Below are 25,803 nucleotides of genomic sequence, written 5' to 3'. Positions count from 1 at the left end.
ACTGAACTTTACGCATACAATTATTACAGCACCCCGGTTGAACTGGCGATAATCCCGCCGCCCAGGCACACGTCGCCGTCGTACAGCACGGCCGACTGGCCCGGCGTGACGGCCCATTGCGCCTGGTCGAAGGCCAGGCTGAAGTGTTCATTCCCCTCCGGCAGCAAGTGGCAAGCCACGTCGGCCTGGCGGTAGCGCGTCTTGGCGCTCAAGGCGCCCGCCTGCGGCGCCACTCCCGCCACCCAGCTGGCCTGGTCGGCCGTCAAGGCCGGTGACAGCAGCCACGGGTGGTCATGGCCCTGCACCACCCACAAGGTGTTGTTGGCGATATCCTTGCGCGCCACATACCAGGCGTCGCTGCTGCCATCGGCGTTCTGGTACGACTTCACGCCGCCGATGCCGATGCCCTTGCGCTGGCCCAGGGTATAAAAACTCAGTCCCACGTGTTCGCCCACGGTCTTGCCGTCGGCCGTTTTCATCGGGCCTGGCTTGTAGGACAGGTAGCGGTTCAAAAATTCGCGGAACGGACGTTCGCCGATAAAGCAGATGCCCGTCGAATCCTTCTTTTGCGCGTTCGGCAGGGCCAGTTTCTCGGCGATCTGGCGCACTTGCGTCTTCGGGATTTCACCGAGCGGGAACAAGGTCTTGGACAACTGCGCCTGGTTCAAACGGTGCAGGAAGTAGCTTTGATCCTTGCTGGCGTCGACGGCTTTCAGCAGCTCATAACGGCCCGCATCAGTGGGCGCCTGGCGCACGCGCGCATAGTGGCCGGTGGCGATCAGGTCGGCGCCCAGCGTCATGGCGTGGTCGAGGAAGGCCTTGAACTTGATTTCGGCGTTGCACAGCACGTCCGGGTTCGGCGTGCGGCCAGCCTGGTATTCGCGCAAGAAATCGGCGAACACGCGGTCCTTGTATTCGGAGGCGAAATTGACGGCTTCGATATCGACGCCGATGACGTCGGCCACGCTGGCCGCATCGATCCAGTCCTGGCGCGTGGAGCAGTATTCCGAATCGTCGTCATCTTCCCAGTTTTTCATGAACAGGCCGATGACTTCATAGCCTTGTTCCTTCAGCATCCATGCCGCGACCGAGGAATCGACCCCGCCCGACATGCCGATAACGACTTTCTTCTTGCTCATCTTGCTTTCCAGTTACTTTAATAATATGGCAATGCGTATTGCTATGCGCTATTGAAAACGGACGCATGCGTGTGCAGCAGGGCCAGCGGCGCGCGCCGGCCGGCCAGGTATTCGTCCACACACTGCAGCACCAGCGGGCTGCGGTGGCGTTCCTGGCATGCCGCCAGCTCGTCGCGCGTCATCCACAGCGTGCGGATGATGCCTTCGTCCAGCGGGCGGTCATGCTCGGCGCCGGCCGTGCCGCAAAAGGTGAAGCGCAAATAGGTCACGTCCTCGCCCGTGCGCAGTGACTGATAGCGCGACATGTACATGCCGACCAGTGCCGTGGGGATGAAATCGTAGGCCGCTTCTTCCAGCGTTTCGCGGATCACCGCCTGTTCCAGCGACTCGAACGGGTCGAGGTGACCGGCCGGTTGATTGATCTTGATGCCTTCGCTGGTCTCTTCTTCAATCAGTAAAAACAGGCCGTCGCGCTCGACGATGGCGGCAACGGTGACAGAGGGTTTCCAGATTCTCGGCATGATTCCATCCTTGAAAGAGCCGACATTTTATCTTGTTCTGCGCGCGCGGTTTGAACCCGGCCTTCTGTTGCGCGGACATATTGATAAATGACAACGTTTTAGCAAATAGCGGTGGGAGGTACTTACGTCTTTCCCGGGGAGCGCACTAGCATGGGGGCTTAGGCGGCAAGATGGCAGGAAACGCCCGCTAATATAGGCTTTACCGGTGGTCAAAACAAGCGCGCACACGTGCTCGACTGTGGTGAGATTGACACACCTTTCCCACAATACGGGCGCCATACCGCATGGCGGAACGAGGATTGGTATTAGGGGTAAATTAGTGTCGTACGACTAAAAGTTGCTGGTTCACAAACGTTTAACGCGCTGCTTTCCGTGTTAGATTCTAGTCAGTTTATCAATTAGCGGAGGCATCATGAGGATAGGCATACCGGCCGAAACACGGCCTGGTGAAACGCGGGTGGCAGCCACGCCCGAGACAGTCAAGAAGCTGGCAGCCAAGCATCAGATCGTCGTGCAGTCGGGAGCGGGCCTGCAAGCCTCGATTCCTGACGACGCGTATGCCGCCGCCGGCGCGCAGATCGGCACCGCCCAGGAAGCCTATGGCTGCGCCATCGTGCTCAAGGTGCGCGCGCCCGATGCCGGTGAACGGGCCCTGATGGCCAGCGGCACGGTGCTGATCGGCATGTTGAACCCGTTTGATGCGGACAATATCGCCGCCATGGCCACGGCCGGCCTGTCCGCCTTCGCGCTGGAAGCCGTGCCGCGCATCACGCGCGCGCAGTCGATGGACGTGCTGTCCTCGCAGGCGAACATCGCCGGCTACAAGGCCGTGCTGGTGGCGGCTAACACTTACCAGCGCTTCATGCCGATGCTGATGACGGCGGCCGGCACCGTCAAGGCGGCCCGCGTGCTGATCATGGGCGTGGGCGTGGCAGGGCTGCAGGCGATCGCCACGGCCAAGCGCCTGGGCGCCGTCATCGAGGCGTCCGACGTGCGCCCGCCCGTCAAGGAACAGGTGGAGTCGCTGGGCGCCAAGTTCCTCGACGTGCCTTTCCTCACGGATGAAGAAAAAGAGATTGCCAAGGGTGCGGGCGGCTATGCGCGCGCCATGCCGGCCGACTGGATGCGCCGCCAGGCCGAACTGGTGCATGAACGGGCGAAACTGGCCGACATCATCATCACCACCGCGCTGATCCCCGGCCGCGCCGCGCCCGTGCTCATTTCCGAAGAAACGGTGAAAGCCATGAAACCCGGCTCCGTCATCGTCGATCTGGCCGTGGAGCAGGGCGGCAACTGCCCGCTCTCGGAACTGGGCAAGACGGTGCTGAAGCACGGCGTCTACATCGTGGGCGAACCGAATCTGGCGACCCTGGTGGCGGCCGATGCGTCGGCCCTGTATGCGCGCAACGTGCTGGACTTTTTAAAGCTCATCATCGACAAGGACGACCAATTGCTGATCGATCGCGAGGATGAAATCATCAAGGCCAGCCTGGTTTGCGCGGGCAATGACATCCTCAGAAAATAACGCGGCGCCCGGAGAGAACAACATCATGGAAATCAGTCACACCATCATTAACCTGATCATCTTCGTGCTGGCCATTTATGTCGGCTACCACGTCGTCTGGACCGTCACACCGGCGCTGCATACGCCGCTGATGGCCGTCACCAATGCCATTTCCGCCATCATCATCGTCGGCGCCATGCTGGCGGCCGGCCTGACGCAAGGCCCGCTGGCGCAGGCGGCCGGCACCCTGGCCGTGGCGCTGGCCGCCGTCAACGTGTTTGGCGGCTTCCTCGTCACGCAGCGCATGCTCGAGATGTTCCGTAAAAAAGAACCGAAAGCCAAGCAAGGAGCAAAAGAATGAGTCACGCCATGAGCTTCGTCACCATGAACCTGGTGACGATGATGTACCTGATCGCCTCGGTGTGCTTCATCCAGGCCTTGAAAGGCCTGTCGTCGCCCTCGACGGCGCGCCGCGGCAATGCCTTCGGCATGAGCGGCATGGCCATTGCCGCCGTCACCACCGTGGCGCTGATCCTGAAACTGAAGGAACAGCAGACGGGCGGCATGGGCCTGACCCTCGTCATCATCGGCATCGTCACGGGCGGCGCCATCGGCGCCTACCTGGCGAAAACCGTGGAAATGACGAAGATGCCGGAACTGGTGGCGGCCATGCATTCGCTGATCGGTCTGGCGGCCGTGTGCATCGCCGTGGCGGCCGTGTCGGAACCGTGGGCCTTCAATATTGCCAAGAACGGCGAGGCGCTGCCCATCGGTAATCGCTTCGAGCTGTTCATCGGCACCTTTGTCGGCGCCATCACGTTCTCCGGTTCCGTGATCGCCTTCGGCAAGCTGTCGGGCAAATACAAGTTCCGCCTGTTCCAGGGCGCACCCGTCAGCTTCAAGGGCCAGCACATGCTCAACCTGGTGCTGGCGCTGGTGATGATCGCGCTGGGCCTGGTGTTCTGCTTCGCCGACGGCGTCGAACCGGCGTGGACGCCGTTCATCGTCATGGCCGTCATCGCCTTTGCGCTGGGCGTGCTGATCATCATTCCCATCGGCGGCGCCGACATGCCGGTGGTGGTGTCGATGCTCAACAGCTACTCGGGTTGGGCCGCGGCCGGCATCGGTTTTTCGCTGAATAATTCGATGCTGATCATCGCCGGTTCGCTCGTTGGTTCGTCCGGCGCGATCCTGTCGTACATCATGTGCAAGGCCATGAACCGTTCGTTCTTCAACGTCATCCTGGGCGGCTTCGGCGGCGATGCGCCGGCCGCAGGCGCGGCGGGCGCGCAGGAACAGCGTCCCGTGAAATCGGGTTCGGCCGACGACGCCGCCTTCATCATGGGCAATGCGGAAACCGTCATCATCGTGCCCGGCTACGGCCTGGCCGTGGCGCGCGCGCAGCATTCGTTGAAAGAACTGGTGGAAAAGCTCACGCACAAGGGCATCACCGTCAAGTATGCGATCCATCCGGTGGCAGGGCGCATGCCGGGCCACATGAACGTGCTGCTGGCCGAGGCGGAAGTGCCGTACGACCAGGTCTTCGAGATGGAAGACATCAACGGCGAATTCGGCCAGACGGACGTGGTGCTGGTGCTGGGTGCGAACGACGTGGTCAACCCGGCGGCGAAAGACCCGAAATCGCCGATCGCCGGCATGCCGATCCTGGAAGCGTATAAAGCCAAGAGTATCATCGTCAACAAGCGTTCGATGGCGTCCGGCTATGCGGGCCTGGACAACGACCTGTTCTACCAGCCGAACACGATGATGGTGTTTGGCGACGCCAAGAAGGTGATCGAGGATATGGTCAAGGCAATCGAGTAAAGTCTCTCGGTGCAAGACGAGCGGCCCGCCTTGCGCGGGCCGTTTTTATTGGCCGGCCGCTGCCGCGACGACCTGGTTGCGTCCCTGGTGCTTGGCGACATACAGCGCCTTGTCGGCGTCCGAGATGGCCGCGTCCAGGCTGGCGCCTTGTACCAGCGGCGCCACGCCGATGCTGATGGTGACGTGCAGCGGGCCGCCGTCGGGCAGCACGGTGACCGCCGCTGCCACGGCCGCGCGGATGCGCTCGGCCACCTGGTGTGCCTGCTGCAGGCTGGCGTCGGGGAAGAGCAGGCCGAACTCCTCGCCACCGAGGCGCGCCGCCACGTCGGTGATGCGCCCCGTGTCGCGCAGCGCCTGCGCCACCGTGCGCAGCACGGCGTCGCCCACGGCATGACCATAGCGGTCGTTGATTTTTTTGAAATGGTCGAGATCGGCCACGCCCACGCTCAGGGCGGCGCCGCTGCGCGCCGCGCGCGCCATCGCCTGCTCGGCCTGCGCTTCATAGGCGCGCCGGTTGGGCAGCGACGTCAGCGCATCGTGCAGCGCCTGCTGTTCCAACTGCGCCAGCAGGCTGGCGTTTTTTGCCGCCAGTTCGCGCCGTTCGCGCACGTCGAGCAAGAAGGCGCCGAAATAGCGCATGCCGTCGACCACGCCCAGGTCCAGCGCCTTCATTTCGATGGGGATCATTTGCGTGTCGCGGTGGCGGATGGCGAATTCGCGTATCTTGCCCAGCACGCTGGAGGTGCGCGAGCTGCGGATGTAGTTGATCACGTGGTTGTCGTGCTGGGCGCCGACGGCGTCGGGCAGCAGGCCGTTCAGGGTCTGCCCCAGCAATTCTCCGCTGGCATAGCCCGACAGCGCCTGCATGGCGCCATTGATATAGCGGATGCGGCACCGCTCGTCGATGATGATGACGGCGTCGAGGGCGTCTTCCAGCAGGCGGGAAAAGAGGACTTCGGGAAGGGCGGCAGGCGGTGCTGCGGGCAATGCATCTGTCATGGAACGGTCGCCAAAAGCCAGGTGACAGCCATTGTCGCATCCGCGGGCCGTTTACTCCATGCCGGATCGCCCGCCTGTTTCTTTTTCGCCCCAGCTATTTCCTTATTGTCAAGATTCAGCGGCGACCGTACATCATCAATCCGGCCAGTGCCTTGCGTGCCGGCGGGAATGCGTCCAGCAAGCCCAGCGACAGGCCCAGCAAGCCTTGCGTGGGCGCGCTGCCCGTGAAGATGCGCGCCATGGTGTCGGTCACGCGCACGGTCAGCCCCCGGTCTGCCTGGCGCAGGCTGGCGTAGCGTTCCAGCCCGGCCGGGCTGCTGTCCTGCGCCAGCACGCGGGCCAGCACGGCGGCGTCGCGCAAGCCCAGGTTCAGGCCCTGTCCCGCCACCGGATGCAGGGTTTGCGCCGCATTGCCGATGGCGACCGTGCGCGCCGTGCCACCCGTCTGCGCGTTCAGGCCCAGCGGATAGGCCAGGCGCGCCGTCGTGTGGCTAAAGCGTCCCAGGCGGCTGCCGAAGGCGGCGCCCAGGCGCGCCAGGAAGGCCGCGTCGTCGAGGGCCAGCAATTGTTCGGCGCGCGTGGGCGGCACGCACCACACCAGCGCGTAGCCGTCGTCCTGCGGCAGCAGGGCCAGCGGGCCTTCATCGGTGAAGCGCTCGTACGCGCGGTGGGCGGCGGGATCGCTGGTGCGCACATGGGCAATGATGGCGCTTTGGCCATAATCGCGGCTGACGGCGCGTTCCTGCTGCTGGCCGAACAGGCCTCCCTCGGCTTGCACCAGCAGGCTGGCGCGCAAGCTCGACGCGGCGCCATCCTGTTCCAGCTGCACGCAGACGCCGTCGGCGTCTTCCACGCTGCCCGTCACCAGGGCCGGGCGCAGGCTGGCCACGCCCAGGCGTTCGCACACGTCGGCCAGCGCGCTGACGACGGCGCCGTAACGGGCTACATAGCCGAGGGCCTCGACGCCATGCTCGCTGCGGTCCATCAGGCTGCGCCCGAACTGGCCGCGGCGCGAGACGTGAATCTGGTGGATAGGTGTCGCCTCCACGGGCCAGGCGCCCGCTTCCTCGAGAATCTGGCGGCTGCCGTGCGACAGGGCGATGGTGCGCGGGTCGCGCCTGGCTTGCTCGAGCGATTTGGCGTCGAGCAGGGCGATGCCGGCGGCGCGGCTGCCCCGCTGCACCAGCAGGGCGGCCAGCGCCATGCCGACGGGGCCGGCGCCGCAGACGGCGAGATCGAAAGGGGACGGTGTATGCATGCGACGGCGTTAATCCTGTGACATCAGTTGTTCGATTTCAGCGACGCTTTTGGGCGCCGTGCTGAAGACTTCATGGCCTTGCGGCGTGACCAGCACGTCGTCTTCGATGCGGATGCCGGTATGCCAGAACTGCTCCGGCACGCCCGCGCCGGGGCGCACATAGATGCCCGGTTCCACCGTCAGCACCATGCCAGCTTCCAGCGCGCGCCACGGCTTGCCTGGCGCACCCGTGTCTCGGTAGGCGCCCACGTCGTGCACGTCCATGCCCAGCCAGTGGCTGGTGCCGTGCATGTAGAAGGGCATATAGGCCTTGTCGGCGATGACGTCCTGCACGCCGCCGCTTTTTTGCCGGTCCAGCAAACCCAGGTCCAGCATGCCCTGCGCCAGCACCTGCACGGCCGCCTCGTGGATGGCGCTGTGCGGCAAGCCGGGGCGCAGCATGTCCAGCGCTGCCTGTTGCGCGGCCAGCACCAGCTCATACAGCGCCCGCTGCGGGCCGCTGAAGCGGCCGTTGACGGGCCAGGTGCGCGTGATGTCGGAGGCGTAGCCATCGAGTTCGCAGCCGGCGTCGATCAGCACCAGCTCGCCGTCCTGCAGCACGGCGTTGTTGGCGCTGTAATGCAGGATGCAGGCGTTGCCGCCGCCGGCCACGATGGAGGAATACGCGGGGAATTGCGCGCCGCTGCGGCGAAATTCGTACAGCAGCTCCGCTTCCAGCGCGTATTCGTGCATGCCGGGCCGCGTGGCGCGCATGGCGCGCACGTGGGCGGCGCTGGAAATGGCGGCCGCGCGGCGCATCAGGCCCTGTTCTTCCGTATCTTTCAGCAGGCGCATGGCGTCGAGCATGCCGTTGATGTCATGCGCGATGGCGGGCGCCGTGACGCCGCTGCGGGCCTTTTGCCGCACGTTGTGCAGCCAGACCTTGACCTGCGCATCGAGGCTGCCGCCCAGCGCATAGTAAATGGCGGGGGCGTCGGCCAGCAGGCGCGTCATTTCCACGTCGAGTTCCTCGATGGGGAAGGCGCCGTCGAAGCCGAACGTCGTGCGCGCCGCCTCGGGGCCGTGGCGGAAACCGTCCCAGATTTCGCGCTCCGTGTTCTTGGCGCGGCAAAACAGGATGGCGCGCGCGGGCGCCGTGGCGCTGGCGGCCACGAGGGCCACGGCGCTGTCGGGTTCCGTAAAGCCGCTCAGGTAATAGAAATAGCTGTCGTGGCGGTATGGATAATCGCAATCGCTGTTGCGCGGCACTTCGGGCGCCGTGGCGAGGATGGCCACGCTGCCCGGCAGCATCTGCGCCAGCAGCGCCGCGCGCCGGGCCGCGTAGTTGGCCATCATGTTGCGCTGGCCTTGGCCGTGACGCCGTTGAGTACGTCGAGCTGCGCTGGCGTGCCGACATTCGTCCACTCGCCGGGATAGACTTCGCCGCCCACGCGGCCCTGGTCCGCGTACCGGCGCAGCAAATCGCCCAGCTTGGCGTGGCTGCCTGGCGTAATGCCGTCGAACATCTCGGGACGGTACACGCCGATGTTGGCGAAGGTCCACTTGGTATCGTCCGTATTGTTGATCGCGAACAAGGTCAGGCCGAAGTCGCCCTGTGGGTGGAAGTCGGGATTGGGCACCAGGTAAGTCCAGGCGATGTCGCGCTGGTCGGCCGGATACGGCGTGCCCAGCACGTCCTTGTCGGCCAGCACGTCGAGTACCTGCTTGAAGTCGAAATACGGGCAATAGATGTCGCCGGAAATGGCGAGAAAGGGTTCATCGCCCAGCAGGTGGCGCGCCTGGGCGATGCCGCCTGCCGTTTCCAGCGGCGTGGTCTCGGGCGAATACGCGATGCGCGCGCCGTACGCGCTGCCATCGCCCAGGGTTGCCTCGATCTGGTGGCCCAGGTGCGAATGGTTGATGACAATGTCCGTGATGCCGGCGCGCACCAGGTTCAGCACGTGCCAGACGATCAGCGGACGGCCGCGCACTTTCAGCAGCGGTTTGGGACAGGTATCGGTAAGCGGACGCATCCGTTCACCGCGGCCTGCGGCAAAGATCATGGCTTTCATGGAATACTCGTTTTCTGATTCATTGTAAATTGCTCTGAAGTGATCAGAAGGTGTAGCCAACTTGCGGCGTTTTATTCTCCAGGGCATCGAGCAAACGCACCAGCGGCTTGAGTTCCGTGTAGCGGTTGGCCGTCTTGCGCACGTAGTCGAGCACGGTTGGCAGGTCGCCCATGTACAGATCCTTGCCGTCGCGGTAATTCAGGCGCGCGAACAGGCCGAGAATTTTCAAATGGCGTTGCAGGGCCGTGAATTCGAAATCGCGGTAGAAGGCGTCGATGTCGGGATTGACTGGCAAGCCCAGCTGCTTGGCGCGCTGCCAGTAGCGGATCACCCAGTCGAGCACCAGTTCTTCATCCCACTGGATATACGCGTCGCGCAGCAGCGAGGCGATGTCGTAGGTGACGGGGCCGAAGACGGCGTCCTGGAAGTCGAGGATGCCGGGATTGGGGAGTGAACCATCGTTGATGTGCATCAAATTGCGAGAATGGTAGTCGCGGTGCATGAAAACTTGCTGCTGCGACAAGATATTCGCCGTGATGGCTTCGAAGACCTTGTCCAGCTGGGTTTGTTGCACATCCGTCAAGGTGGCGCCCAGGTGCTTGCCGATAAACCATTCCGGGAACAGATTCATTTCGCGCAGGATGAAGGCGCGGTCGAATTCGGGCAAGACGTCCGGCTGGCTGGCCAGCTGGATTTTCATCAGCGACTCGAGCGCTTCGGCGTACAGCACGCTGGCGTTGTCGTGGTTCAGGGCATCGAGGTAGGTGGTCGTGCCCAGGTCGGAGAGCAGCAGGAAGCCCTGCTCCAGGTCTTGCGCGATGATCTCGGGCACGGACACGCCGGCGCCTTTCAGCAAGCCGGCCACCTTGACAAAGGCGGGCACGTTTTCGCGCTCGGGCGGCGCATCCATGGCGATCAGTGTCTTTCCTGGCAAGGTTGTATTGCCGGGCAAGACATCGAGGCGGTAGTAGCGGCGGAAGCTCGCATCGCTGGAAGCGGGGCGGGCGGAATCGGGCGCGACGAGGTTCAGGGGGGCCAACCAGGCTTTCAACAGGGTCAGGCGAGCGTCGGCGGAGGCCGGCGCGGCAGGGGAATTGGGGGAGAATGACATTAAGCGGCCTGTGGAATCGGGTTGATGGTGCAGATTCCCATATAATAAGGGATTCAAATCAAAAAATCGCCTGTCAATGGTGCTTGCCCCTTCCAATTCATGAGCTGGTTTTCGGCCTCCCCCCCTTCGCAGCGCTGGGCTTTCGCCATCAGCGCGCTCGTCGCCGCCACGACGGTGCCTGTCCACGCCCAGAAAGCGCCGCGTCCGGTTCATGTGGAAGATCCCGACGCGCCCACCGTCATGACGGCAAACAGCATGAAGGGACGCCCCGAAAGGGAGCTCAATCTCGATCAAAATGTCGTGATCGAGCGCGGAAAAACCACAAAAATGACGGCCGATACAGCTTGTTACAAACAAGTTGAAGATGAGTTCGACGCCGAGGGCCATATCAAGATGTGGCGTTTCGGCGATTACTACACGGGCGACGTCCTGAAGCTGAACATGGAGACCGGCAAGGGTTTCCTGCTCAACCCGACGTACCGCTTCGAAGTGGGCGGCGGCCAGGGCAAGGCCGAGCGCGTCGACTTCATCAACCCCGATGAAGCCAATGTCATCGATGGTACTTACAGTACCTGCGAAGGGCCGAATCCGGACTGGTACCTGAAATCGAGCACCTTGAACCTCGATACGGGCCGCGACGTGGGTACCGGCAGCAAGACCATCATCTATTTCAAGGACGTGCCGATCCTGGGCACGCCGGGCATCTCGTTTTCGCTGTCCGGTGCGCGCCGCTCGGGCTGGCTGGCGCCCACGCCGGGCTTTGCCTCGAAGAACGGTTTCGAGCTGCTGATGCCGTATTACCTGAACATCGCGCCGAACCGCGACCTCACCCTGTACCCGCGTTACATCCAGCGGCGCGGCATCCAGCTCGGTGCGACGGGCCGCTACATGGGCGAGACGGATGCCGGCCTGTACCAGGGCGAGACGTCGTTCGAGTTCTTGCCTAACGACAAGCAGACCAAGACCAACCGCTACATGATCAAGTCCAAGCATGAGCAGGCGCTGGCCAAGGGCTGGAGCTACAGCTGGGATTTGCGCGAGGCGTCCGACAATAATTACCCGAACGATTTCTCGAAAACCGTTGCCACCGCCACCGAGCGCCAGTTGCTGCGCGAATTGCGCACCGATTACCGCACCGAGGACTGGAGCCTGACGGCGCGCGTGCAGAATTACCAGGTGCTGCAGGATCCCGATCCCACGGTGACCGTGCCGCGCCCGTATGACCGCTTGCCGGCGGTGAACTTCCACGCTGGCAAATATGACGTCTGGGGCGGTTTCGACTGGACCTTCGACGCGGAAGCGACGCGCTTTGCGCACCCGACCCTGGTGCAAGGGTCGCGCCTGGTGGCCGTGCCGCAAGTGAGTTTCCCCATCATGCGCCCTGGCTACTTCATCACGCCCAAGCTGATGCTCAATGCCAGTGCGTATCAGCTCGACAATGACGCCAGGACCAAGGCGCTGTTTCCGGATACCTCGTTTACGCGCGCCGTGCCGACTTTCTCGGTCGACAGCGGCCTGGTGTTTGAGCGCGACACGAATCTGTTTGGCGCCAAGGGCGGCACGCAAACGCTGGAGCCGCGCCTGTTCTATGTCTACACGCCGTACCGCGACCAGTCGCAGTTTCCGAAATTCGATACGGCCGACGGCACCTTCAACCTGACGCAGATATTCACGGAAAACCGTTTTGTCGGTAGCGACCGCATCGGCGATGCCAACCAGGTCACGGCCGCCGTCGTCTCGCGCTTCCTGCAGACGGACGGCACGGAGCGCATGCGCCTGACCTTCGGCCAGCGTTTCTATTTTGCCGACCAGCGCGTGCAGCTCAATTCGACCACGCCCGTCAACCAGTCGCGTTCGGATATCCTGCTGGCGGCAACGGGCCGCGTGTCCGAGACTTGGACCGTCGACAGCCTGGTACAGTACAATCCCAGCGATCGCCAGTTGATGAGCTACAACTACACCTTGCAATATCAGCCCGGTGTCAAGAAAGTATTGAATTTCAGTAATCGTTTCCAGCGTGGCAGTTTGCGCAATGCGGAAGTGTCGACGCAATGGCCGTTGACGGACCGCCTGTATGGCGTGGGACGCATCAGTTACTCCCTGAAGGATCGCAGCATGCTGGAAAGCCTGGTCGGCCTGGAATACAAGGGCGATTGCTGGGTGTTCCGCATGGGAGCGCAGCGTTTCGTGACGACGGCCAATACTGTTTCGACGCCGATCTTCTTCCAGTTGGAATTGACGGGCTTGTCGAATGGCCTGGGCCTGGGCGCGAATGGCCTGGAAACTTTTACAAAAACCATCCCTGGTTACCAGACACTGAGCCAGCCACTCCGTTAAGATAGGCACCGTTGCCGCCGCCGGTGTTCCCGGCGCTGGCACAAACCGGTTTTTTTATTCACCTGAACTCATGAGCGCTCTACACATTATGCGTAATGCCAGTATGCACCAACTCAAAATTGCAACGGTTTTGTTGTGCGCCATTTCCGGCGCCACGACCAGTAGTGTCTGGGCGCAACAGGCTGCGCCAGCGCCTGTCGCCACGCCCGCTGCCGCGGCACCGGCCAAGGGGTTCACGCCACCTGCCTCGAGCAGTGGCCAGACCATCGACTCCATCGCCGTCGTCGTCAATGACGAGGTGATTACGCGCAATGAAGTGGCGGCCCGCATCAAGAGCGTGGAGCAGCGCATGAAGTCGCAGAACGTGCCCTTGCCCGATCCTGCCGACCTGCGTCGTCAATTGCTGGAGCGCATGATTGTTGAACGCGCCCAAATGCAGCTGGCCAAGGAAATGGGCGTGCGCGTGGACGACCTGACCCTGGACCGCGCGATTGGCCGTATTGCTGAACAGCAAAAAATGACGGTGCAGGAACTGCGCAACCAGATGGAAAAGGAAGGCACGCCGTTTGCGACTTTCCGCGAAGAAATCCGTGATGAAATCATCATGCAGCGCCTGCGCGAGCATGAAGTCGACGCCAAGATCCAGATTTCCGATTCCGAAGTGGATAACTTCCTGGAAGCGGAAAAAGCGGCCGCCAGCGAACAGGTGGAACTGAACCTGGCGCAGATTCTCGTGCGCATTCCGGAAAACTCCAGCCCTGAACAGATCGCCGCGCGCCGCGCGCGCGCCGAAGAAGTCAGCCGCCAGCTGCGCACGGGCGCCGATTTCGCCAAGATGGCCGCCACCTATTCCGACGCCAGCGATGCGCTGAGCGGCGGCGATATCGGCTGGCGCCATAGCGACCGCGTGCCGCCCCTGTTCACGGAGCAACTGCTGAAACTGAAGCCTGGGCAGATCACGCCTATCATCAAGAGCAACACGGGTTTCCACATCCTCAAGCTGGTGGACCGCCGCAGCGCTGCCGAGGCGCAAGCCGTTGCTGCCGTGCAGCAGACGCATGCCCGCCATATCTTGCTGAAAATAACGCCGACCTTGTCGGCTGCCGAAGCCAAGCGCAAATTGCTGGAATTGAAAGAGCGCCTCGATAACAAGGCTGCCAAATTCGAAGACCTGGCCCGCTTGTTCTCGAACGACGGTTCCGCTGCCAAGGGCGGCGACCTGGGCTGGCTGTATCCAGGCGACACCGTGCCGGAATTTGAAACGGCGATGAATGCGCTGAAACCGGGCGAAGTGAGCGAGCCGATCGAATCGAGCTTCGGCTTCCACCTGATCGAAGTGCTGGAACGCAAGAGCGACGACGTCTCGAAAGAGAAACAGCGCGCCGCTGCACGCAATGCCTTGCGCGAACGCAAGCTGGAAGAAGCGACGGAAAACTGGGCGCGCGAAGTGCGCGACCGTGCCTACGTCGAATTCCGCGCGGACGACCAATAATGCCGTTGATTCATTGCGCATGAGTAACTTGCCCCCTGCACGGCGCCCGGCCATCGCCATCACTTGTGGCGAACCGGCCGGTGTCGGCCCGGAAATCTCCATACGCGCGGCTTGGGCCATGCGCAATGACGTCAACTGCATCCTGCTGGGCGACGCCGCCTTCCTGGCGCTGACGGCCAGCCTGATCGATCCGGATATCCGCCTGGCGGCGCTGTCGCTGCAAGCCGTGCGCAACAGTGGCCTGCCCCAGTTCGGACTGGGCCGCCTGGCCGTGATCGATATTCCCACCGTGAACAATGTCATTCCTGGCGTGCTCGACAAGGAAAACGGGCGTTCCGTGCTCGCGACCCTGGACGCGGCCGTGGAAGGTATAGCAGCCGGCTGGTTTGGTGCCATGGTCACGGCGCCCTTGCAAAAGAGCACGATCAACGACGCCGGCGTGGCCTTTTCCGGCCATACGGAATACCTGGCAGAAAAAACCGGCACGCCGCAAGTGGTGATGATGCTGGCCGGCGAACCCGGCCATGGCGAACCGACCCTGCGCGTGGCGCTGGCCACCACGCATCTGCCATTGAAGGACGTGTCCGCTGCCATCACCATGGACAGTCTTGCCATCACCCTGGATATCCTCCAGACGGACTTGCAACAGAAATTCGGCATCGCCGCGCCGCGCATCCTGATTACCGGCCTGAATCCGCACGCGGGCGAGGGGGGATATCTGGGACGCGAGGAAATCGACGTCATCGCCCCGGCGATTGCCGCGGCGCAAGCGCGCGGCATCGATGCGCGCGGACCGTATCCGGCCGACACCTTGTTCCAGCACAAATACCTGGCCGATGCCGATTGCGTGCTGGCCATGTACCACGACCAGGGCTTGCCCGTGCTGAAATACGCGACCTTCGGGCGCGGCATCAATATCACCCTGGGCTTGCCGCTGATCCGCACCTCGGTCGACCACGGTACGGCGCTGGACCTGGCCGCGCAGGGCCTCGGCCTGGCCGATTGCCACAGCATGGAGCAAGCCCTGCAAACGGCGCTCGACATGCTGCGCGCCAGCACCCCGACCAGAGCATAGAGCGTAGGTCGGGTTAGCCGGCACGGCGTAACCCGACGCTGACTGCTCAACCGATTCCGCCGGCCTGTGCCGGCTTTACCGCATTAATAGAAAACACATTATGAAACACGTTGCCCGCAAACGCTTTGGCCAGAATTTCCTGCATGATCGCTTCGTCCTCGACGACATCACGGCCGCCATCGCACCGCAGCCGGACGATGCCATGGTCGAGATCGGCCCCGGCCTGGGTGCCATGACGGAGCAGTTGCTGCGCCATTTGAAACAGATGCATGTGGTCGAACTGGACCGCGACCTGATCGTGCGCCTGGAAAAGACCTTCAATCCGGCCAAGCTGACGATCCATTCGGGCGACGCGCTGAAGTTTGATTTCGCGAAAATCCCCGTGCCGGCCGGCCAGAAGCTGCGCATTGTGGGCAACTTGCCGTACAACATTTCCAGCCCGTTGCTGTTCCACCTGGCGGATTTCGCGCCGCTGGTGCTGGACCAGCATTTCATGCTGCAAAAGGAAGTCGTCGAACGCATGGTAGCCGAGCCGGGCAGCAAGGCGTATGGCCGCCTGTCCGTGATGCTGCAATGGCGCTATGACATGTCCTTGCTGTTCATCGTGCCGCCGACAGCGTTTGACCCACCGCCGAAAGTGGAATCGGCCATCGTGCGCATGATCCCCGTGGCCGAGCGCCTGGCGTGCGACCAGGCCACCCTGGAAGCGGTGGTCATGAAGGCCTTCTCGCAACGCCGCAAGGTGATCCGCAACTGCCTGGCCGGCATGTTTACGGAAGAGCAGATCAAGGCGGCCGGCATCGATCCGACCCTGCGTCCGGAGACTGTCGGGCTGGAGCAGTATGTTGCTTTGGCGAATCTGCTCAAAGCACCGCAGTAATGGCAAGGGCTGGGGTCAGACCCTCTCCACCATCGGCGTCTGAGCAGACGCCGACGTGAGCGGGGGTCTGACCCCGGTAGTGCTGGCTTAACTTAAAACCATTGGTCGACTTGCTGCAAATCTTGCCGCAGGGCGGAAAAACAGTCGTCCACATGGTGGTTGCGGCTGATTTCATTGCGCCGCATCAAGGCGATCTTGCGCTTGCAGGTGGGCTGGCGCAGCGGCGCCACATGCAAGTCCTCGTCGTTGAGGAAGGTCGTGTACAGGCTGGGCATGATGCCCACGGCGATGCCGGCGCGCACCACGCCGTACAGCGATTCGCTGTGGATCATCTGGTACAGGCTCGACGGGCTCAAGCCATGCTGGCGCAGCGCGCTCGAGGCGAACTCCCAGATGCTGCCCTTGGTGAACACGACGATTTCCTGGCCCGCCAATTGCTCCCAGCGCACTTCCTTGAGCGGCGCCAGCGCATGGCGTCCCGCTGTCACCAGCACCAGCTCGTCTTCGAACAGGCCCACGCTTTCCAGCGACACGGAGCCGGGCACCTCGATGCCCACGCAAAAGTCCAGCTGGCCCGAATGCAGCGCGTGCAGCAAGCCGTCGTTGGGCATGTCCGACAGGACGATTTCCACCTCATCGCCATGCTGCTCGCAGTAGCGCGCCACCACCACGGCCGTCATCGCCATGGCGGACGGTATCGCGCCGATACGGATGCGGTGGCGGCCGCTGCCGATGGCACGCTGGATATCGGCAAACGTGTTGCTCGCCGTATTCAATAAATGCGTGGCGTAATCGAGCGCCAGCTTGCCTTCGCGCGTCAGTTCCAGCTGGTGGGTTGTGCGGTTAAACAACTTTTTTCCCAGTTGATTTTCCAGCAGCTTGATCGACGCGCTGAGGGCCGGCTGGGTCACGCACAATTCCTGTGCAGCCTTGCTGAAGCTGTTTACCCGGGCTAGGGTGGCAAACGCTTGCAAATGTCGTAAGGAAATCTTCTTGCTCAACTCATGCATGGGTTTGCTTATTAGAAAAAGTAATGGATTTATAAAAATAAACAAATTTTCTTATCCCGCAATTTACCATATTCTGGACTGGTCTTTACTTGTCTTGAAGGCAACAATCTTCAGAGAAGCGCTTGCCAGGCGGCACCGGTACTCGCGGTGGCACGCCATGCAAGGGACGCATCAATACAATAATTCCAAAAAAACTCAGGGTTTATTCTTTTTAGGGTGGCGGCGATGAACAAATGGATGACGGGAACGATGGTAGTGGGTGGCTTGCTGGCGGCGCAGGGCGCGGCGCAGGCGCAAAGCAGCGTGCAAGTGTATGGCTTGCTGTCGGCCGGTATCGGCTATGTGTCGGATGAGGGTAACGGCAGCCGCACGCATGCGCTGAGCGGTACGAATCAGAATCCCCGCATCGGTTTCCGCGGCCAGGAAGACCTGGGAAACGGCACCAAGGCTCTCTTCGTGCTGGAAAACGGTTTTAACGTGATGACGGGCACGGCCTCGCAAAGCGGTCGCCTGTTCGGCCGCCAGTCGTATGTGGGTTTGTCCAGCAATGACAAGGGTACCCTGACTCTGGGCCGTCAGTACGAAGCCGTCAAGGATCTGCTGGGCCCGGTGGTCATCGCCAGTAACGGCGTGCATATCGGAGACAACGACAATGGCTACAACAACTTGCGCGTGCAAAACGCCGTCAAGTACGTCAGCCCGAACATCAGCAACCTGTCGTTTACGGGCTTGTACGGTTTCAGCGAGAACCCGGAAGACTCCAACCGCAACCGCGTCTACAGCATGGGCGCCGGTTACAAGGTCGATGCCTTCAGCTGGGCCGTCGCCTATACCAAGATGGATCGCCCGAACAGCCCGGATGCGCCGAATGGCGCCATCGGCAATGACTATGGCAGCTCCCTGTTGATTTTCAACAAGAGCGCCGTCAAGGGTGCGGGCGTGGACAGCCAGGCCATCGCCGGCACGGGGGGCTTTTATAATGTGGGCAAGACCAAGTTTGGTGCGCTGTACACCAACGTGCGCTACCACTACCTGGACCAAAGCAACCTGACCCTGCAAAACGTGGACTTGAACGTGAACCACAAGCTGACGGAAGCGTTGAACCTGGGCGCGTCGTATTTCTTTACCACGGGTAAATATGACGTGATCAACAAGACGCCGAAATGGCATCAGGTCAACTTCCAGGCCGATTACTTCCTGTCCAAGCGCACCGATGTCGCCATCACCTGGAGCTACCAGAAAGCGGCCGGCGATGCGACATTCGCGCGCGTGTTCGGCTTTGGCGCCTCGGGCGGCAAGACGCAAAGCGTCCTGATCGTCGGCATGCGACATTATTTCTGACACTGATTCATCTTTACAGGCGCTGTCCCGCAGCGCCGTCCCCTGAAAGGAAGCATCTTGAAAAAGCACCTCATGTTGGCGTTGAGCCTAGGCTTGCTGGCTAACGCCGCCCACGCGGAAAAACGCGAGCTGGTCATTTCGGCCTATCCGATTGCCCAGCCCTTGTTCATGAAGTATGTGTACGAGCCGTTCAAGGCCAAATGCGGGTGCGATATCAAGGTGGAAACGGGGAATAACGCGGACCGCATCGCCAAGCTGGTGGTGCACGCCAAGAATCCGGTGATCGATCTGGTGCTGCTGTCCGATTCCGGCATGCTGGAAGCGGCGCAAAAGGGCGTCATCCAGCCCATGGATTACTCCAAGCTGAGCAATTACAAAGCCCTGTACGACGTGGCGAAAAACCCCATCGGCGGCAATTTCGCCGTCGGCTACACCTTGTACTCGGTCGGCCTGGTGTACCGCAGCGACAAGATCGCCCCGCTGACGTCCTGGAAAGACCTGTGGCGCCCTGAACTGAAGGGCCGCGTGGCCTTCCCTGACGTGAGCACCACGCAGGGCCCCTTGATGCTGCGCATGGCCGATGCAGCCTGGGGCGGCAAGACGGACGACTACGCCACCGGTTTTGCGAAGATCGTCGGCATGAAGGGCAACGTCGTCACGTTCTCGAAGAACAGCGCGCAGCTGGCCGCCCTGTTTGCGCAAGATGAAATCTGGGCCGCGCCAGTGGCGCGCTTTACCTGGTCGCAAATGCTCAAGACGGGCCTGCCCCTGAAGTGGAGCATCCCGGCAGAAGGCCAGGCGGCCGGCATGAACGTGATGGGCATCGTTGCCGGCTCGAAGAATGCGGACCTGGCGTACCAGTTGATGGATTTCTGGCTGTCCAAGGAAGTGCAGACGCAGCTGGCGACCAACCTGGTCGACTCGCCCGTCAACAAGGACGTGCGCCTGTCCGTGGCGGCCGCGCAATTCAATACCTATGGCGCCGACCAGATCAGCTCGCTGAAATTCGTCAAGCCGGAAACCATCCTCAAGCAGCGCAGCAACTGGATGACGCAGTGGAACAAGGCCATGAGCAAATAGTGGTGACGAGGAGAAAACACCATGTTTGCTGATCCAAAAAAGCGCCTGGGACTGCTGCTGGTCCTGCCGGCGCTGATCTTTATCGTTGTCTGCTTCCTGCTGCCCGTGCTGGCTTTGCTGGTCGACGCCTTCCGCGTCGGCGACGGCATGCAGTGGGGCGTCGACCGCTTCATTGAATTCTTCTCGCAGGAATTCAACCGCACCATCTTCTGGCGCACCCTGCGCATTGCCGCGCTGGTGACCCTGGCGTCCATCATCCTCGGCTACCCGGCCGCGCAAGCCGTGGCGCGCGTGTCGCCGAAGTGGCGCGGCCTGGTGGTGGGCATGATGATCCTGCCGCTGATGGTCTCGCCGATCGCGCGGACCTACGCCTGGATCGTGTTGCTGGGCCGCAATGGCGCCGTCAACGCGGCGCTCGTCAACATGGGCTTGACGGAAGAGCCGCTGCGTTTGCTGTTCAGCGAGTTCGCCGTGTTTGTCGGCCTGCTGCAACTGCTGCTGCCGCTGATGCTGATGTCGCTGGCGGGCGCGCTGGAAAACCTGCCGCGCGACGTGGAACCGGCCGCCGCCACCCTGGGCGCCAATCCATGGCAAGTGTTTTGCAAGGTCACCCTGCCGCTGACGCAGGAAGGCCTGGTGGTCGGCGGCACCCTGGTGTTTACCGGCTGCGTGACGGCCTATGTGACGCCGGCCCTGCTGGGCGGCACCAAGGTGCTGATGCTGGAAACCCTGCTGTACCAGAAGGTCAGCGTGGAGAGCGACTTCGGCGCGGCGAATGTCATCGCCGTCATCCTCGTCTGCATGACCCTGCTGGTGAATGCCGGCCTTAAACGTATTTCATCGAGCCGGAGTTCCGTATGAAAGAAAGCTTGTTTTCGCGCGCCGTCCTTTGGCTGGTGTTTTTGTTCCTGCTGGGGCCTTTCGCCATCGTCGTGCTGGCAGGTTTTTCCGGCGGCGAAACCCTGGCGTTCCCGCCCGAGTCGTATTCGCTGCGCTGGATCCTCGAAGTGTGGTCGGCGCCCGAGTTCCGCCGCGCCTTCCAGACCAGCCTGGAAATCGGCTTGATCGCCACCGTTATCGCGCTGTTGCTGGGCATACCCGTCGCGTATGCGTTTTCGCGCATGCCGCCGCCCGGCATCGGCGCCATCCGCCAGATCCTGACGTCGCCGCTGATCATTCCCGCCATCCTCGTCGGCCTGGGCTTGCTGCACCACCTGGTCCTGACCATCAACGCGCCCGTGTATGTGGGCCTGTTGATCGGCCATATCGCGCTGCTGATTCCGTATTCGGTGCGCGTGGTGTATGCCAGCCTGGTGAATTTGCGCGTGGATATCGAGGATGCCGCCATCACCCTGGGCGCATCGCGTTTGCGCGCGTTCTTCATGATCGTGCTGCCGAATATCCGCAACGCCGTGATCGCCGCCTTCTTCCTCGCCTTCGTCACCTCGTTCAACCAGGTGCCCGTCTCGCTGTTCCTGACAGGACCCGGCATCAGCACCTTGCCGATCGAGATGCTGGGGCATATGGAAAACAGCTTCGACCCGTCGATCGCTGCCCTGTCGACCTTGCTGGTCTTGTTCACCATGGCCTTCGTGATGGTGACCGAGAAGGTGCTGGGCATTTCTAAATACATGTAAGAGGCAACACACCATGAGTTATCTGGAACTGCACAAGCTGAACCTCGGCTACGCCAAGAACACGACGTCCGTGAAAGACCTGGACCTGCACGTCGAGCAGGGCGAATTGATTTCCCTGCTGGGCCCCAGCGGCTGCGGCAAGACCACCACCATGCGCGCCATCGCCGGCCTGATGCCGCTGCAGTCGGGCCGCATCATTTTGGATGGCCGCGAAATCGGCAAGCTGGCGCCGAACAAACGCAATATCGGCATGGTGTTCCAGTCGTATGCGCTGTTCCCGCACTTGAATGTATACGACAACATCGCTTTTGGTTTGCGTCTGCGCAAGGTCGCGCCAGCTTTGCTGAAAACCAAAGTGGAAGCCGTGATCGCGGCCGTCGGCCTGACGGGTTTTGAAACGCGCCTGCCGGCGCAAATGTCCGGCGGCCAGCAGCAGCGCGTGGCGCTGGCGCGCGCCATCGTCGTCGAGCCGGCCCTGCTGCTGCTCGATGAACCGCTGTCGAACCTGGACGCCAAGCTGCGCGTGCAGATGCGCGCGGAACTGCGCCGCATCCAGCGCGAGCTGGGCATCACCATGCTGTACGTGACGCATGACCAGGAAGAAGCGCTGGCCCTGTCCGATCGCATCGTCGTCATGAACGGCGGGCGCATCGAGCAGCTGGCCGCGCCGGAAGCCGTCTTCAATACGCCGTCGACGCGTTTTGTCGCCAACTTCATGGGTTTTGAAAACCTGTTCGACTACCGCGACGGCGCGCTGCACCACGCGGGCGCCAGCCTGCCGTACACGTCGCCCGTCGCTGCCGGCACCACGGTGCTGGGCTGGCGTCCGGACAAGGTGCGCGTGTGCGCGGCCGACGACGCGGCGGGGCAATATCCAGGCACCGTGCTGGCGCGTGGCTTCCTGGGAGACACCGTCGAATACCTGCTGCAAACGCCGCTGGGCCAGGTCAAGGGCATTTGCGCAGCCGGCGGCGCCACCTGGCGCGAAGGCACGGCCGTGTCGTTCGTGCTGCCGTCCGACAGCGCCCTGTGGCTGAGCGCGTAATTTCTTAATGGAAAGCATCATGACCCAAGCCTTGAAAAAGATCTGGCTCGACACCGATCCCGGTTTCGACGACTGGCTGACGATGTTGCTGTTGGGCAGTAATCCCGACATCGAGTGGCTGGGCGTGAGCGTGGTGGCGGGCAATGCGCCCGTCGACATCACCTACGACAATGCCTTGCGCATCAAGGCCCATGATGGCTTGACGGTGCCGATCTACCGGGGCTGCGAAGAACCGCTGTCCGGCGTCATCGAAACGGCGCAGCGCATCCTCGGCGACAGCGGCATGCCGACCACGGGCGAGATCCTGCCGCCGGGCGCCGCCACGGATGCTCCCGGCCACGCCGTCGACGCGCTGATCGCCGCCGTGCGCAAGTATCCTGGCCAGATCACCATCATGGCGATTGCGCCGATGACCAATATCGCAACCGCGCTGGCCAAGGCGCCCGATATCGCGGAAAAAATCGTCGAAATCATTTTGATGGGCGGCTCGACCGACCAGGGCAACCATACGGCGGCGGCTGAATTCAATATCTATGCGGACCCGGAAGCGGCCTCCCAGGTCTTCCAGGCCGGCATCCCGCTGCGCATGTTCGGCTTGAACCTGTGCCGTCAGCTGCTGGTCACTAAACTGGAAGTGGAACGCCTGCGCGCCATCGGCACGCCGCGCGCGCAGCGTCTGGCCGGCTACCTGGAAGCGTATGTGCGCATCCGCAGCAGTGACGGTTCCGTGCCGATGCCCATGTACGACCCCGTGGTGGCCTTGTACCTGGAAGCGCCGCAGCTGTTCCAGTTCCAGCCGGCTCACGTGGCCATCGAATTGACGGGCGAACTGACGCGCGGCATGACGGTGTGCGAATTCCGCGTGCCGCGCCGCGCCGCCATCAACACGCAAGTGGCGATGCTGGCCGACGGCCCGGCCGCCATCGAGCGCCTGATGCGCCGCCTGGCCGCCATTCTCGTCTGACCCACTTCACTACGAAACGAGCTTCATGTCTAATTCACCCCTGAGCATCGAACAGTTTTTACGCGCCATGCCGAAAGTGGAGCTGCATTGCCACCTGTTTGGCACGGTGCGCCAGGCGACTTTCCGCGCGCTGGCCGCCAAGACGGGCAATGTCGTCACCCCAGAGGAAATCGACGCGTTTTACACGCGCGGCGACAAGCCCGTCGGCGTGCTGCGCGTGCTGCGCGCGCTCGACGCGCACCTGATCGTCTCGCCGACGGACCTGTACTGCCTCGCCTACGAATACCTGGAAGACGTGCATGGCCACGGCGTGCGCTACGCGGAGTTCTTCTGGAACCCCACCGGCACCGTGCGCGTGTCGGGCATCCGCTATGACGCAGCGCAAGACGCCATTGTGGCCGCCATCCGCGACGCGCAGCGCGACTTTGGCGTGATCGGCCGCTTGATCCCCAGCATTGACCGCGAAGCGGCTCCCGCCGAAGCCGTGCAGATGGTGGAATGGATGAAGGCGCACCGCGCGCCGGAAGTCATCGGCATCGGCATCGACTACCGTGAAAACGACCGTCCGCCCGAACTGTTCATCGAAGCCTACCGCGCCGCGCGCGCAGCCGGATTCAAATGCACGGCGCATGCGGGCGAATTCGGCATGCCGTGGATGAACGTGGAGACGGCCATCGAGCAACTGCAGGTGGACCGGGTCGACCATGGCTACACGATTGTCGACAACCCGGAGCTGGCGCAGCGCTGTGTGGAGCGCGGCCTCGTGTTTACCGTGGTGCCGACCAATTCGTATTACCTGCGCACGCTGGCGCCCGAGCGCTGGGCCCTCGACCACCCGATCCGCGCCATGGCCAAGCTGGGCCTGAAACTGCATCCGAACACGGACGATCCGACCCTGCACCATGTGACGCCGACGGGCGCCTGGATGATGATGCGCGAATTCGGCTTCGGCCTCGATGACATGCGCGGCTTCATGTTGAATGGCCTTGATGCAGCCTGGATAGACGAGAGCACGCGGCGCGACTGGCGCGCGGAATTTACGCGTGAATTCGACGCGCTGCGTGCCAGGGTCGTCGAAGCGTCTTAAGCCGATACGGGCGGCGGTGCCAGCAGCAGCGACGGAAACGCCCGCTGCGGGCAGCTTTGGCGCTCGCATACCTTGCAGCCCGTGCCGATCGGCGTGGCGCTGCTCGGGTCGTGCAAATCGAGTCCCTTCGAATAGATCAGCCGGTGCGCCTGCGAGATATCGCAGCCCAGCGCCACGGCAAAGGTTTTACCTGGCGCGCGGAAGCCCGGCGAGGCCGTGCTGACCTGGCGCGCGATCCATAAATATGTGCAGCCGTCCGGCATGCTGGCCACCTGCGTGAGCACCTGGCCCGGATGGCTGAAGGCGTCGTACACGATCCACAGCGGACACGTGCCGCCCACTCTTGAAAAGTGAAAGTCCGTGGCCGACTGGCGCTTCGAGACGTTGCCCGCGCGGTCGACGCGCACGAAGAAGAAGGGCAGTCCCGCCGCCTCGGGGCGCTGCATGGTGCTCAAACGGTGGCACACGGCTTCGAACCCCACGCCGAACTGGTGCGCCAGGCGCTCGATATCGTAGGCGCGCGTTTCCGCCGCCTGCAGGAAGCGCTGGTACGGCATCAAGAGGGCGCCAGCAAAATAATTGGAAAATGCCAGGCGCGCGCTCGTTTGCGCGGCCGCGCCGGACAATCCCGCCGCCAGCACGAGGGCGTCGATCAGGTCGCTATGTTCGAGCAGGCTGATTTGCGCCGCCATCTGGAAGGCGCGCTGGCCGCCCGTCAGGGTGTCGGGCAACCACAATATCTGTTGCTGGGCATCGTAGCGGTGCTTGCGCACCATGCCCGCGTCGCCATCGGACAGTTGCACCTGGATGCTGTGGCGCTCCAGCAAGCGGCTTTGCAGCGCGTCGAGCGTGCGCAGGGATGGGTCAAGTTCACCCGCCACCAGTTCCGCCGCCCGGTCCAGCTCATCGATGTAGTTTTGCCGCCGGTTCAGGTATTCGCGCACTTCCTCATCCGTGGACGGGGCCGCCGAGCTGGCGCCGCGGCTGCCATCGTCGAGGCGCGCGGCCAACGTGTCGGCCCGCTCCGCCATCACCCGGTAGCGCCGCTGCAGCAGCAAAATCGAGCGTGCCAGTTCCGGCATGTTTTCCACCAGCATTTTCAATTCCGCCATCGAGGTGGGCGGCGCGTCCGGCAATTCGCCGAACACGTCGCGCACGTCGGCCACGAGGCTGGCGCTGTCGTGCTCGGAAAAGATTTGCGGATCGACCCCCAGCACGGTGCCGATGCGCAACAAGATCGGCACCGTCAGCGGGCGCTGGTTGCGCTCCATCTGGTTCAAATAGCTGGGTGAAATGCCCAGGGCCTTGGCCAGCGCCACCTGCGTCATGCGCCGTTCCTCGCGCAGGCGCTGCAGGCGTACGCCCATGAAAACCTTTGCCATCGCGCTCTCCTTTCCCGGTTTGTGGAATCTGCAAATTTACAACATTTGCAGATTAACAGATTCAGC

General features: G+C 62.6%; 23 protein-coding genes. 14 read left to right on the top strand and 9 right to left on the bottom strand.

The window, feature by feature from the left end; all coding sequences use genetic code 11:
* Positions 1–23: 23 nt before the first annotated feature.
* The gene (gene mnmA, locus AC3IQ7_RS28375; protein ID WP_322425887.1) at positions 24–1,139 is read right to left on the bottom strand and encodes a tRNA 2-thiouridine(34) synthase MnmA; all 1,116 of its coding nucleotides are present in this window, start codon (positions 1,137–1,139) and stop codon (positions 24–26) included.
* 41 nt (positions 1,140–1,180) lie between these two features.
* A complete protein-coding gene (locus AC3IQ7_RS28370) occupies positions 1,181–1,660 on the bottom strand; it encodes an NUDIX hydrolase (protein ID WP_034745637.1) in 480 nt (159 codons plus the stop codon).
* Positions 1,661–2,072: 412 nt separating this feature from the next.
* Here AC3IQ7_RS28370 and AC3IQ7_RS28365 point away from each other — a divergent pair, with 412 nt between their 5' ends.
* The 3 genes from AC3IQ7_RS28365 to AC3IQ7_RS28355 are packed head-to-tail and all read left to right on the top strand — an operon-like array spanning position 2,073 to position 4,988.
* Complete coding sequence (locus AC3IQ7_RS28365; protein WP_099376259.1) at positions 2,073–3,185, top strand: Re/Si-specific NAD(P)(+) transhydrogenase subunit alpha; 1,113 nt, start codon at positions 2,073–2,075, stop codon at positions 3,183–3,185.
* Positions 3,186–3,210: 25 nt separating this feature from the next.
* On the top strand, positions 3,211–3,525 hold the full coding sequence (locus AC3IQ7_RS28360) for an NAD(P) transhydrogenase subunit alpha part 2 (protein WP_034778841.1): 315 nt from the start codon (positions 3,211–3,213) through the stop codon (positions 3,523–3,525).
* Positions 3,526–3,533: 8 nt separating this feature from the next.
* Positions 3,534–4,988: an NAD(P)(+) transhydrogenase (Re/Si-specific) subunit beta gene (locus tag AC3IQ7_RS28355; RefSeq protein ID WP_099376260.1), complete on the top strand. Its 1,455-nt coding sequence runs from the start codon at positions 3,534–3,536 to the stop codon at positions 4,986–4,988.
* Positions 4,989–5,033: 45 nt separating this feature from the next.
* Here the strand turns inward: AC3IQ7_RS28355 and AC3IQ7_RS28350 are convergent, their stop codons facing one another.
* The 5 genes from AC3IQ7_RS28350 to AC3IQ7_RS28330 all read right to left on the bottom strand — a co-directional run bounded on the left by AC3IQ7_RS28350 (position 5,034) and on the right by AC3IQ7_RS28330 (position 10,407).
* Positions 5,034–5,987, bottom strand: coding sequence for a GGDEF domain-containing protein (locus AC3IQ7_RS28350; RefSeq protein WP_489207972.1), 954 nt, complete (start codon positions 5,985–5,987; stop codon positions 5,034–5,036).
* Between the two features lie 115 nt (positions 5,988–6,102).
* Positions 6,103–7,245, bottom strand: a complete 1,143-nt coding sequence (locus AC3IQ7_RS28345; protein WP_489207971.1) for a UbiH/UbiF/VisC/COQ6 family ubiquinone biosynthesis hydroxylase — start codon at positions 7,243–7,245, stop codon at positions 6,103–6,105.
* 9 nt (positions 7,246–7,254) lie between these two features.
* Entirely contained in the window at positions 7,255–8,577 is a 1,323-nt protein-coding gene (gene pepP / locus AC3IQ7_RS28340) for a Xaa-Pro aminopeptidase (protein WP_489210552.1), read from the bottom strand.
* Positions 8,577–9,296, bottom strand: a complete 720-nt coding sequence (murU, locus tag AC3IQ7_RS28335; RefSeq protein ID WP_099376264.1) for an N-acetylmuramate alpha-1-phosphate uridylyltransferase MurU — start codon at positions 9,294–9,296, stop codon at positions 8,577–8,579. The genes pepP and murU overlap by 1 nt, the downstream gene beginning before the upstream one ends.
* A gap of 43 nt (positions 9,297–9,339) precedes the next feature.
* Positions 9,340–10,407, bottom strand: a complete 1,068-nt coding sequence (locus tag AC3IQ7_RS28330) for an aminoglycoside phosphotransferase family protein (protein ID WP_099376265.1) — start codon at positions 10,405–10,407, stop codon at positions 9,340–9,342.
* 99 nt (positions 10,408–10,506) lie between these two features.
* On the opposite strand from AC3IQ7_RS28330, the gene AC3IQ7_RS28325 reads away from it, so the two are divergent.
* The 4 genes from AC3IQ7_RS28325 (at position 10,507) to rsmA (ending at position 16,191) form a co-directional block, all read left to right on the top strand.
* Positions 10,507–12,744, top strand: a complete 2,238-nt coding sequence (locus AC3IQ7_RS28325; protein WP_099376266.1) for an LPS-assembly protein LptD — start codon at positions 10,507–10,509, stop codon at positions 12,742–12,744.
* Between the two features lie 103 nt (positions 12,745–12,847).
* Complete coding sequence (locus AC3IQ7_RS28320; RefSeq protein ID WP_233515968.1) at positions 12,848–14,236, top strand: peptidylprolyl isomerase; 1,389 nt, start codon at positions 12,848–12,850, stop codon at positions 14,234–14,236.
* Positions 14,237–14,255: 19 nt separating this feature from the next.
* Positions 14,256–15,311: a 4-hydroxythreonine-4-phosphate dehydrogenase PdxA gene (gene pdxA, locus AC3IQ7_RS28315; protein WP_489207970.1), complete on the top strand. Its 1,056-nt coding sequence runs from the start codon at positions 14,256–14,258 to the stop codon at positions 15,309–15,311.
* Positions 15,312–15,411: 100 nt separating this feature from the next.
* Positions 15,412–16,191: a 16S rRNA (adenine(1518)-N(6)/adenine(1519)-N(6))-dimethyltransferase RsmA gene (rsmA, locus tag AC3IQ7_RS28310; protein ID WP_099376269.1), complete on the top strand. Its 780-nt coding sequence runs from the start codon at positions 15,412–15,414 to the stop codon at positions 16,189–16,191.
* A 92-nt stretch (positions 16,192–16,283) separates the two neighbouring features.
* On the opposite strand, the gene AC3IQ7_RS28305 is transcribed toward rsmA, so the two are convergent.
* On the bottom strand, positions 16,284–17,201 hold the full coding sequence (locus AC3IQ7_RS28305) for a LysR family transcriptional regulator (protein ID WP_034778821.1): 918 nt from the start codon (positions 17,199–17,201) through the stop codon (positions 16,284–16,286).
* A gap of 225 nt (positions 17,202–17,426) precedes the next feature.
* Here AC3IQ7_RS28305 and AC3IQ7_RS28300 point away from each other — a divergent pair, with 225 nt between their 5' ends.
* Genes AC3IQ7_RS28300 through AC3IQ7_RS28270 form a run of 7 tightly spaced genes read left to right on the top strand, consistent with a single transcriptional unit; the run spans position 17,427 to position 24,355 of the window.
* A complete protein-coding gene (locus AC3IQ7_RS28300; RefSeq protein WP_233515969.1) occupies positions 17,427–18,542 on the top strand; it encodes a porin in 1,116 nt (371 codons plus the stop codon).
* A gap of 57 nt (positions 18,543–18,599) precedes the next feature.
* A complete protein-coding gene (locus AC3IQ7_RS28295; protein ID WP_233515970.1) occupies positions 18,600–19,622 on the top strand; it encodes an ABC transporter substrate-binding protein in 1,023 nt (340 codons plus the stop codon).
* A 21-nt stretch (positions 19,623–19,643) separates the two neighbouring features.
* A complete protein-coding gene (locus AC3IQ7_RS28290) occupies positions 19,644–20,483 on the top strand; it encodes an ABC transporter permease (RefSeq protein ID WP_034778816.1) in 840 nt (279 codons plus the stop codon).
* Positions 20,480–21,259, top strand: coding sequence for an ABC transporter permease (locus AC3IQ7_RS28285; RefSeq protein WP_035822719.1), 780 nt, complete (start codon positions 20,480–20,482; stop codon positions 21,257–21,259). The genes AC3IQ7_RS28290 and AC3IQ7_RS28285 overlap by 4 nt, the downstream gene beginning before the upstream one ends.
* Before the next feature lie 13 nt (positions 21,260–21,272).
* On the top strand, positions 21,273–22,304 hold the full coding sequence (locus AC3IQ7_RS28280; protein WP_099376272.1) for an ABC transporter ATP-binding protein: 1,032 nt from the start codon (positions 21,273–21,275) through the stop codon (positions 22,302–22,304).
* Between the two features lie 19 nt (positions 22,305–22,323).
* Positions 22,324–23,268 (top strand): nucleoside hydrolase, encoded by a 945-nt coding sequence (locus AC3IQ7_RS28275; protein ID WP_489207969.1) that lies wholly within the window; start codon positions 22,324–22,326, stop codon positions 23,266–23,268.
* A gap of 25 nt (positions 23,269–23,293) precedes the next feature.
* The gene (locus AC3IQ7_RS28270) at positions 23,294–24,355 is read left to right on the top strand and encodes an adenosine deaminase family protein (protein ID WP_489207968.1); all 1,062 of its coding nucleotides are present in this window, start codon (positions 23,294–23,296) and stop codon (positions 24,353–24,355) included.
* On the opposite strand, the gene AC3IQ7_RS28265 is transcribed toward AC3IQ7_RS28270, so the two are convergent.
* A complete protein-coding gene (locus AC3IQ7_RS28265) occupies positions 24,352–25,737 on the bottom strand; it encodes a short-chain fatty acyl-CoA regulator family protein (RefSeq protein WP_489207967.1) in 1,386 nt (461 codons plus the stop codon). The genes AC3IQ7_RS28270 and AC3IQ7_RS28265 overlap by 4 nt on opposite strands.
* Positions 25,738–25,803: the final 66 nt, after the last annotated feature.

It is taken from the genome of Janthinobacterium sp. GL_088, from assembly GCF_057837845.1.
The sequence above is the reverse complement of the archived record's forward strand: the minus strand, read 5'-3'. Positions and strand labels throughout refer to the sequence as shown.

Excerpts from the sequence above, each read along its gene's own strand:
- mnmA (WP_322425887.1), bottom strand. The coding sequence starts at position 1,139 with ATGAGCAAGAAGAAAGTCGTTATCGGCATGTCGGGCGGGGTCGATTCC.
- AC3IQ7_RS28370 (WP_034745637.1), bottom strand. The coding sequence starts at position 1,660 with ATGCCGAGAATCTGGAAACCCTCTGTCACCGTTGCCGCCATCGTCGAG.
- AC3IQ7_RS28365 (WP_099376259.1), top strand. The coding sequence starts at position 2,073 with ATGAGGATAGGCATACCGGCCGAAACACGGCCTGGTGAAACGCGGGTG.
- AC3IQ7_RS28360 (WP_034778841.1), top strand. The coding sequence starts at position 3,211 with ATGGAAATCAGTCACACCATCATTAACCTGATCATCTTCGTGCTGGCC.
- AC3IQ7_RS28355 (WP_099376260.1), top strand. The coding sequence starts at position 3,534 with ATGAGCTTCGTCACCATGAACCTGGTGACGATGATGTACCTGATCGCC.
- AC3IQ7_RS28350 (WP_489207972.1), bottom strand. The coding sequence starts at position 5,987 with ATGACAGATGCATTGCCCGCAGCACCGCCTGCCGCCCTTCCCGAAGTC.
- AC3IQ7_RS28345 (WP_489207971.1), bottom strand. The coding sequence starts at position 7,245 with ATGCATACACCGTCCCCTTTCGATCTCGCCGTCTGCGGCGCCGGCCCC.
- pepP (WP_489210552.1), bottom strand. The coding sequence starts at position 8,577 with ATGGCCAACTACGCGGCCCGGCGCGCGGCGCTGCTGGCGCAGATGCTG.
- murU (WP_099376264.1), bottom strand. The coding sequence starts at position 9,296 with ATGAAAGCCATGATCTTTGCCGCAGGCCGCGGTGAACGGATGCGTCCG.
- AC3IQ7_RS28330 (WP_099376265.1), bottom strand. The coding sequence starts at position 10,407 with ATGTCATTCTCCCCCAATTCCCCTGCCGCGCCGGCCTCCGCCGACGCT.
- AC3IQ7_RS28325 (WP_099376266.1), top strand. The coding sequence starts at position 10,507 with ATGAGCTGGTTTTCGGCCTCCCCCCCTTCGCAGCGCTGGGCTTTCGCC.
- AC3IQ7_RS28320 (WP_233515968.1), top strand. The coding sequence starts at position 12,848 with ATGCACCAACTCAAAATTGCAACGGTTTTGTTGTGCGCCATTTCCGGC.
- pdxA (WP_489207970.1), top strand. The coding sequence starts at position 14,256 with ATGAGTAACTTGCCCCCTGCACGGCGCCCGGCCATCGCCATCACTTGT.
- rsmA (WP_099376269.1), top strand. The coding sequence starts at position 15,412 with ATGAAACACGTTGCCCGCAAACGCTTTGGCCAGAATTTCCTGCATGAT.
- AC3IQ7_RS28305 (WP_034778821.1), bottom strand. The coding sequence starts at position 17,201 with ATGCATGAGTTGAGCAAGAAGATTTCCTTACGACATTTGCAAGCGTTT.
- AC3IQ7_RS28300 (WP_233515969.1), top strand. The coding sequence starts at position 17,427 with ATGAACAAATGGATGACGGGAACGATGGTAGTGGGTGGCTTGCTGGCG.
- AC3IQ7_RS28290 (WP_034778816.1), top strand. The coding sequence starts at position 19,644 with ATGTTTGCTGATCCAAAAAAGCGCCTGGGACTGCTGCTGGTCCTGCCG.
- AC3IQ7_RS28285 (WP_035822719.1), top strand. The coding sequence starts at position 20,480 with ATGAAAGAAAGCTTGTTTTCGCGCGCCGTCCTTTGGCTGGTGTTTTTG.
- AC3IQ7_RS28280 (WP_099376272.1), top strand. The coding sequence starts at position 21,273 with ATGAGTTATCTGGAACTGCACAAGCTGAACCTCGGCTACGCCAAGAAC.
- AC3IQ7_RS28275 (WP_489207969.1), top strand. The coding sequence starts at position 22,324 with ATGACCCAAGCCTTGAAAAAGATCTGGCTCGACACCGATCCCGGTTTC.
- AC3IQ7_RS28270 (WP_489207968.1), top strand. The coding sequence starts at position 23,294 with ATGTCTAATTCACCCCTGAGCATCGAACAGTTTTTACGCGCCATGCCG.
- AC3IQ7_RS28265 (WP_489207967.1), bottom strand. The coding sequence starts at position 25,737 with ATGGCAAAGGTTTTCATGGGCGTACGCCTGCAGCGCCTGCGCGAGGAA.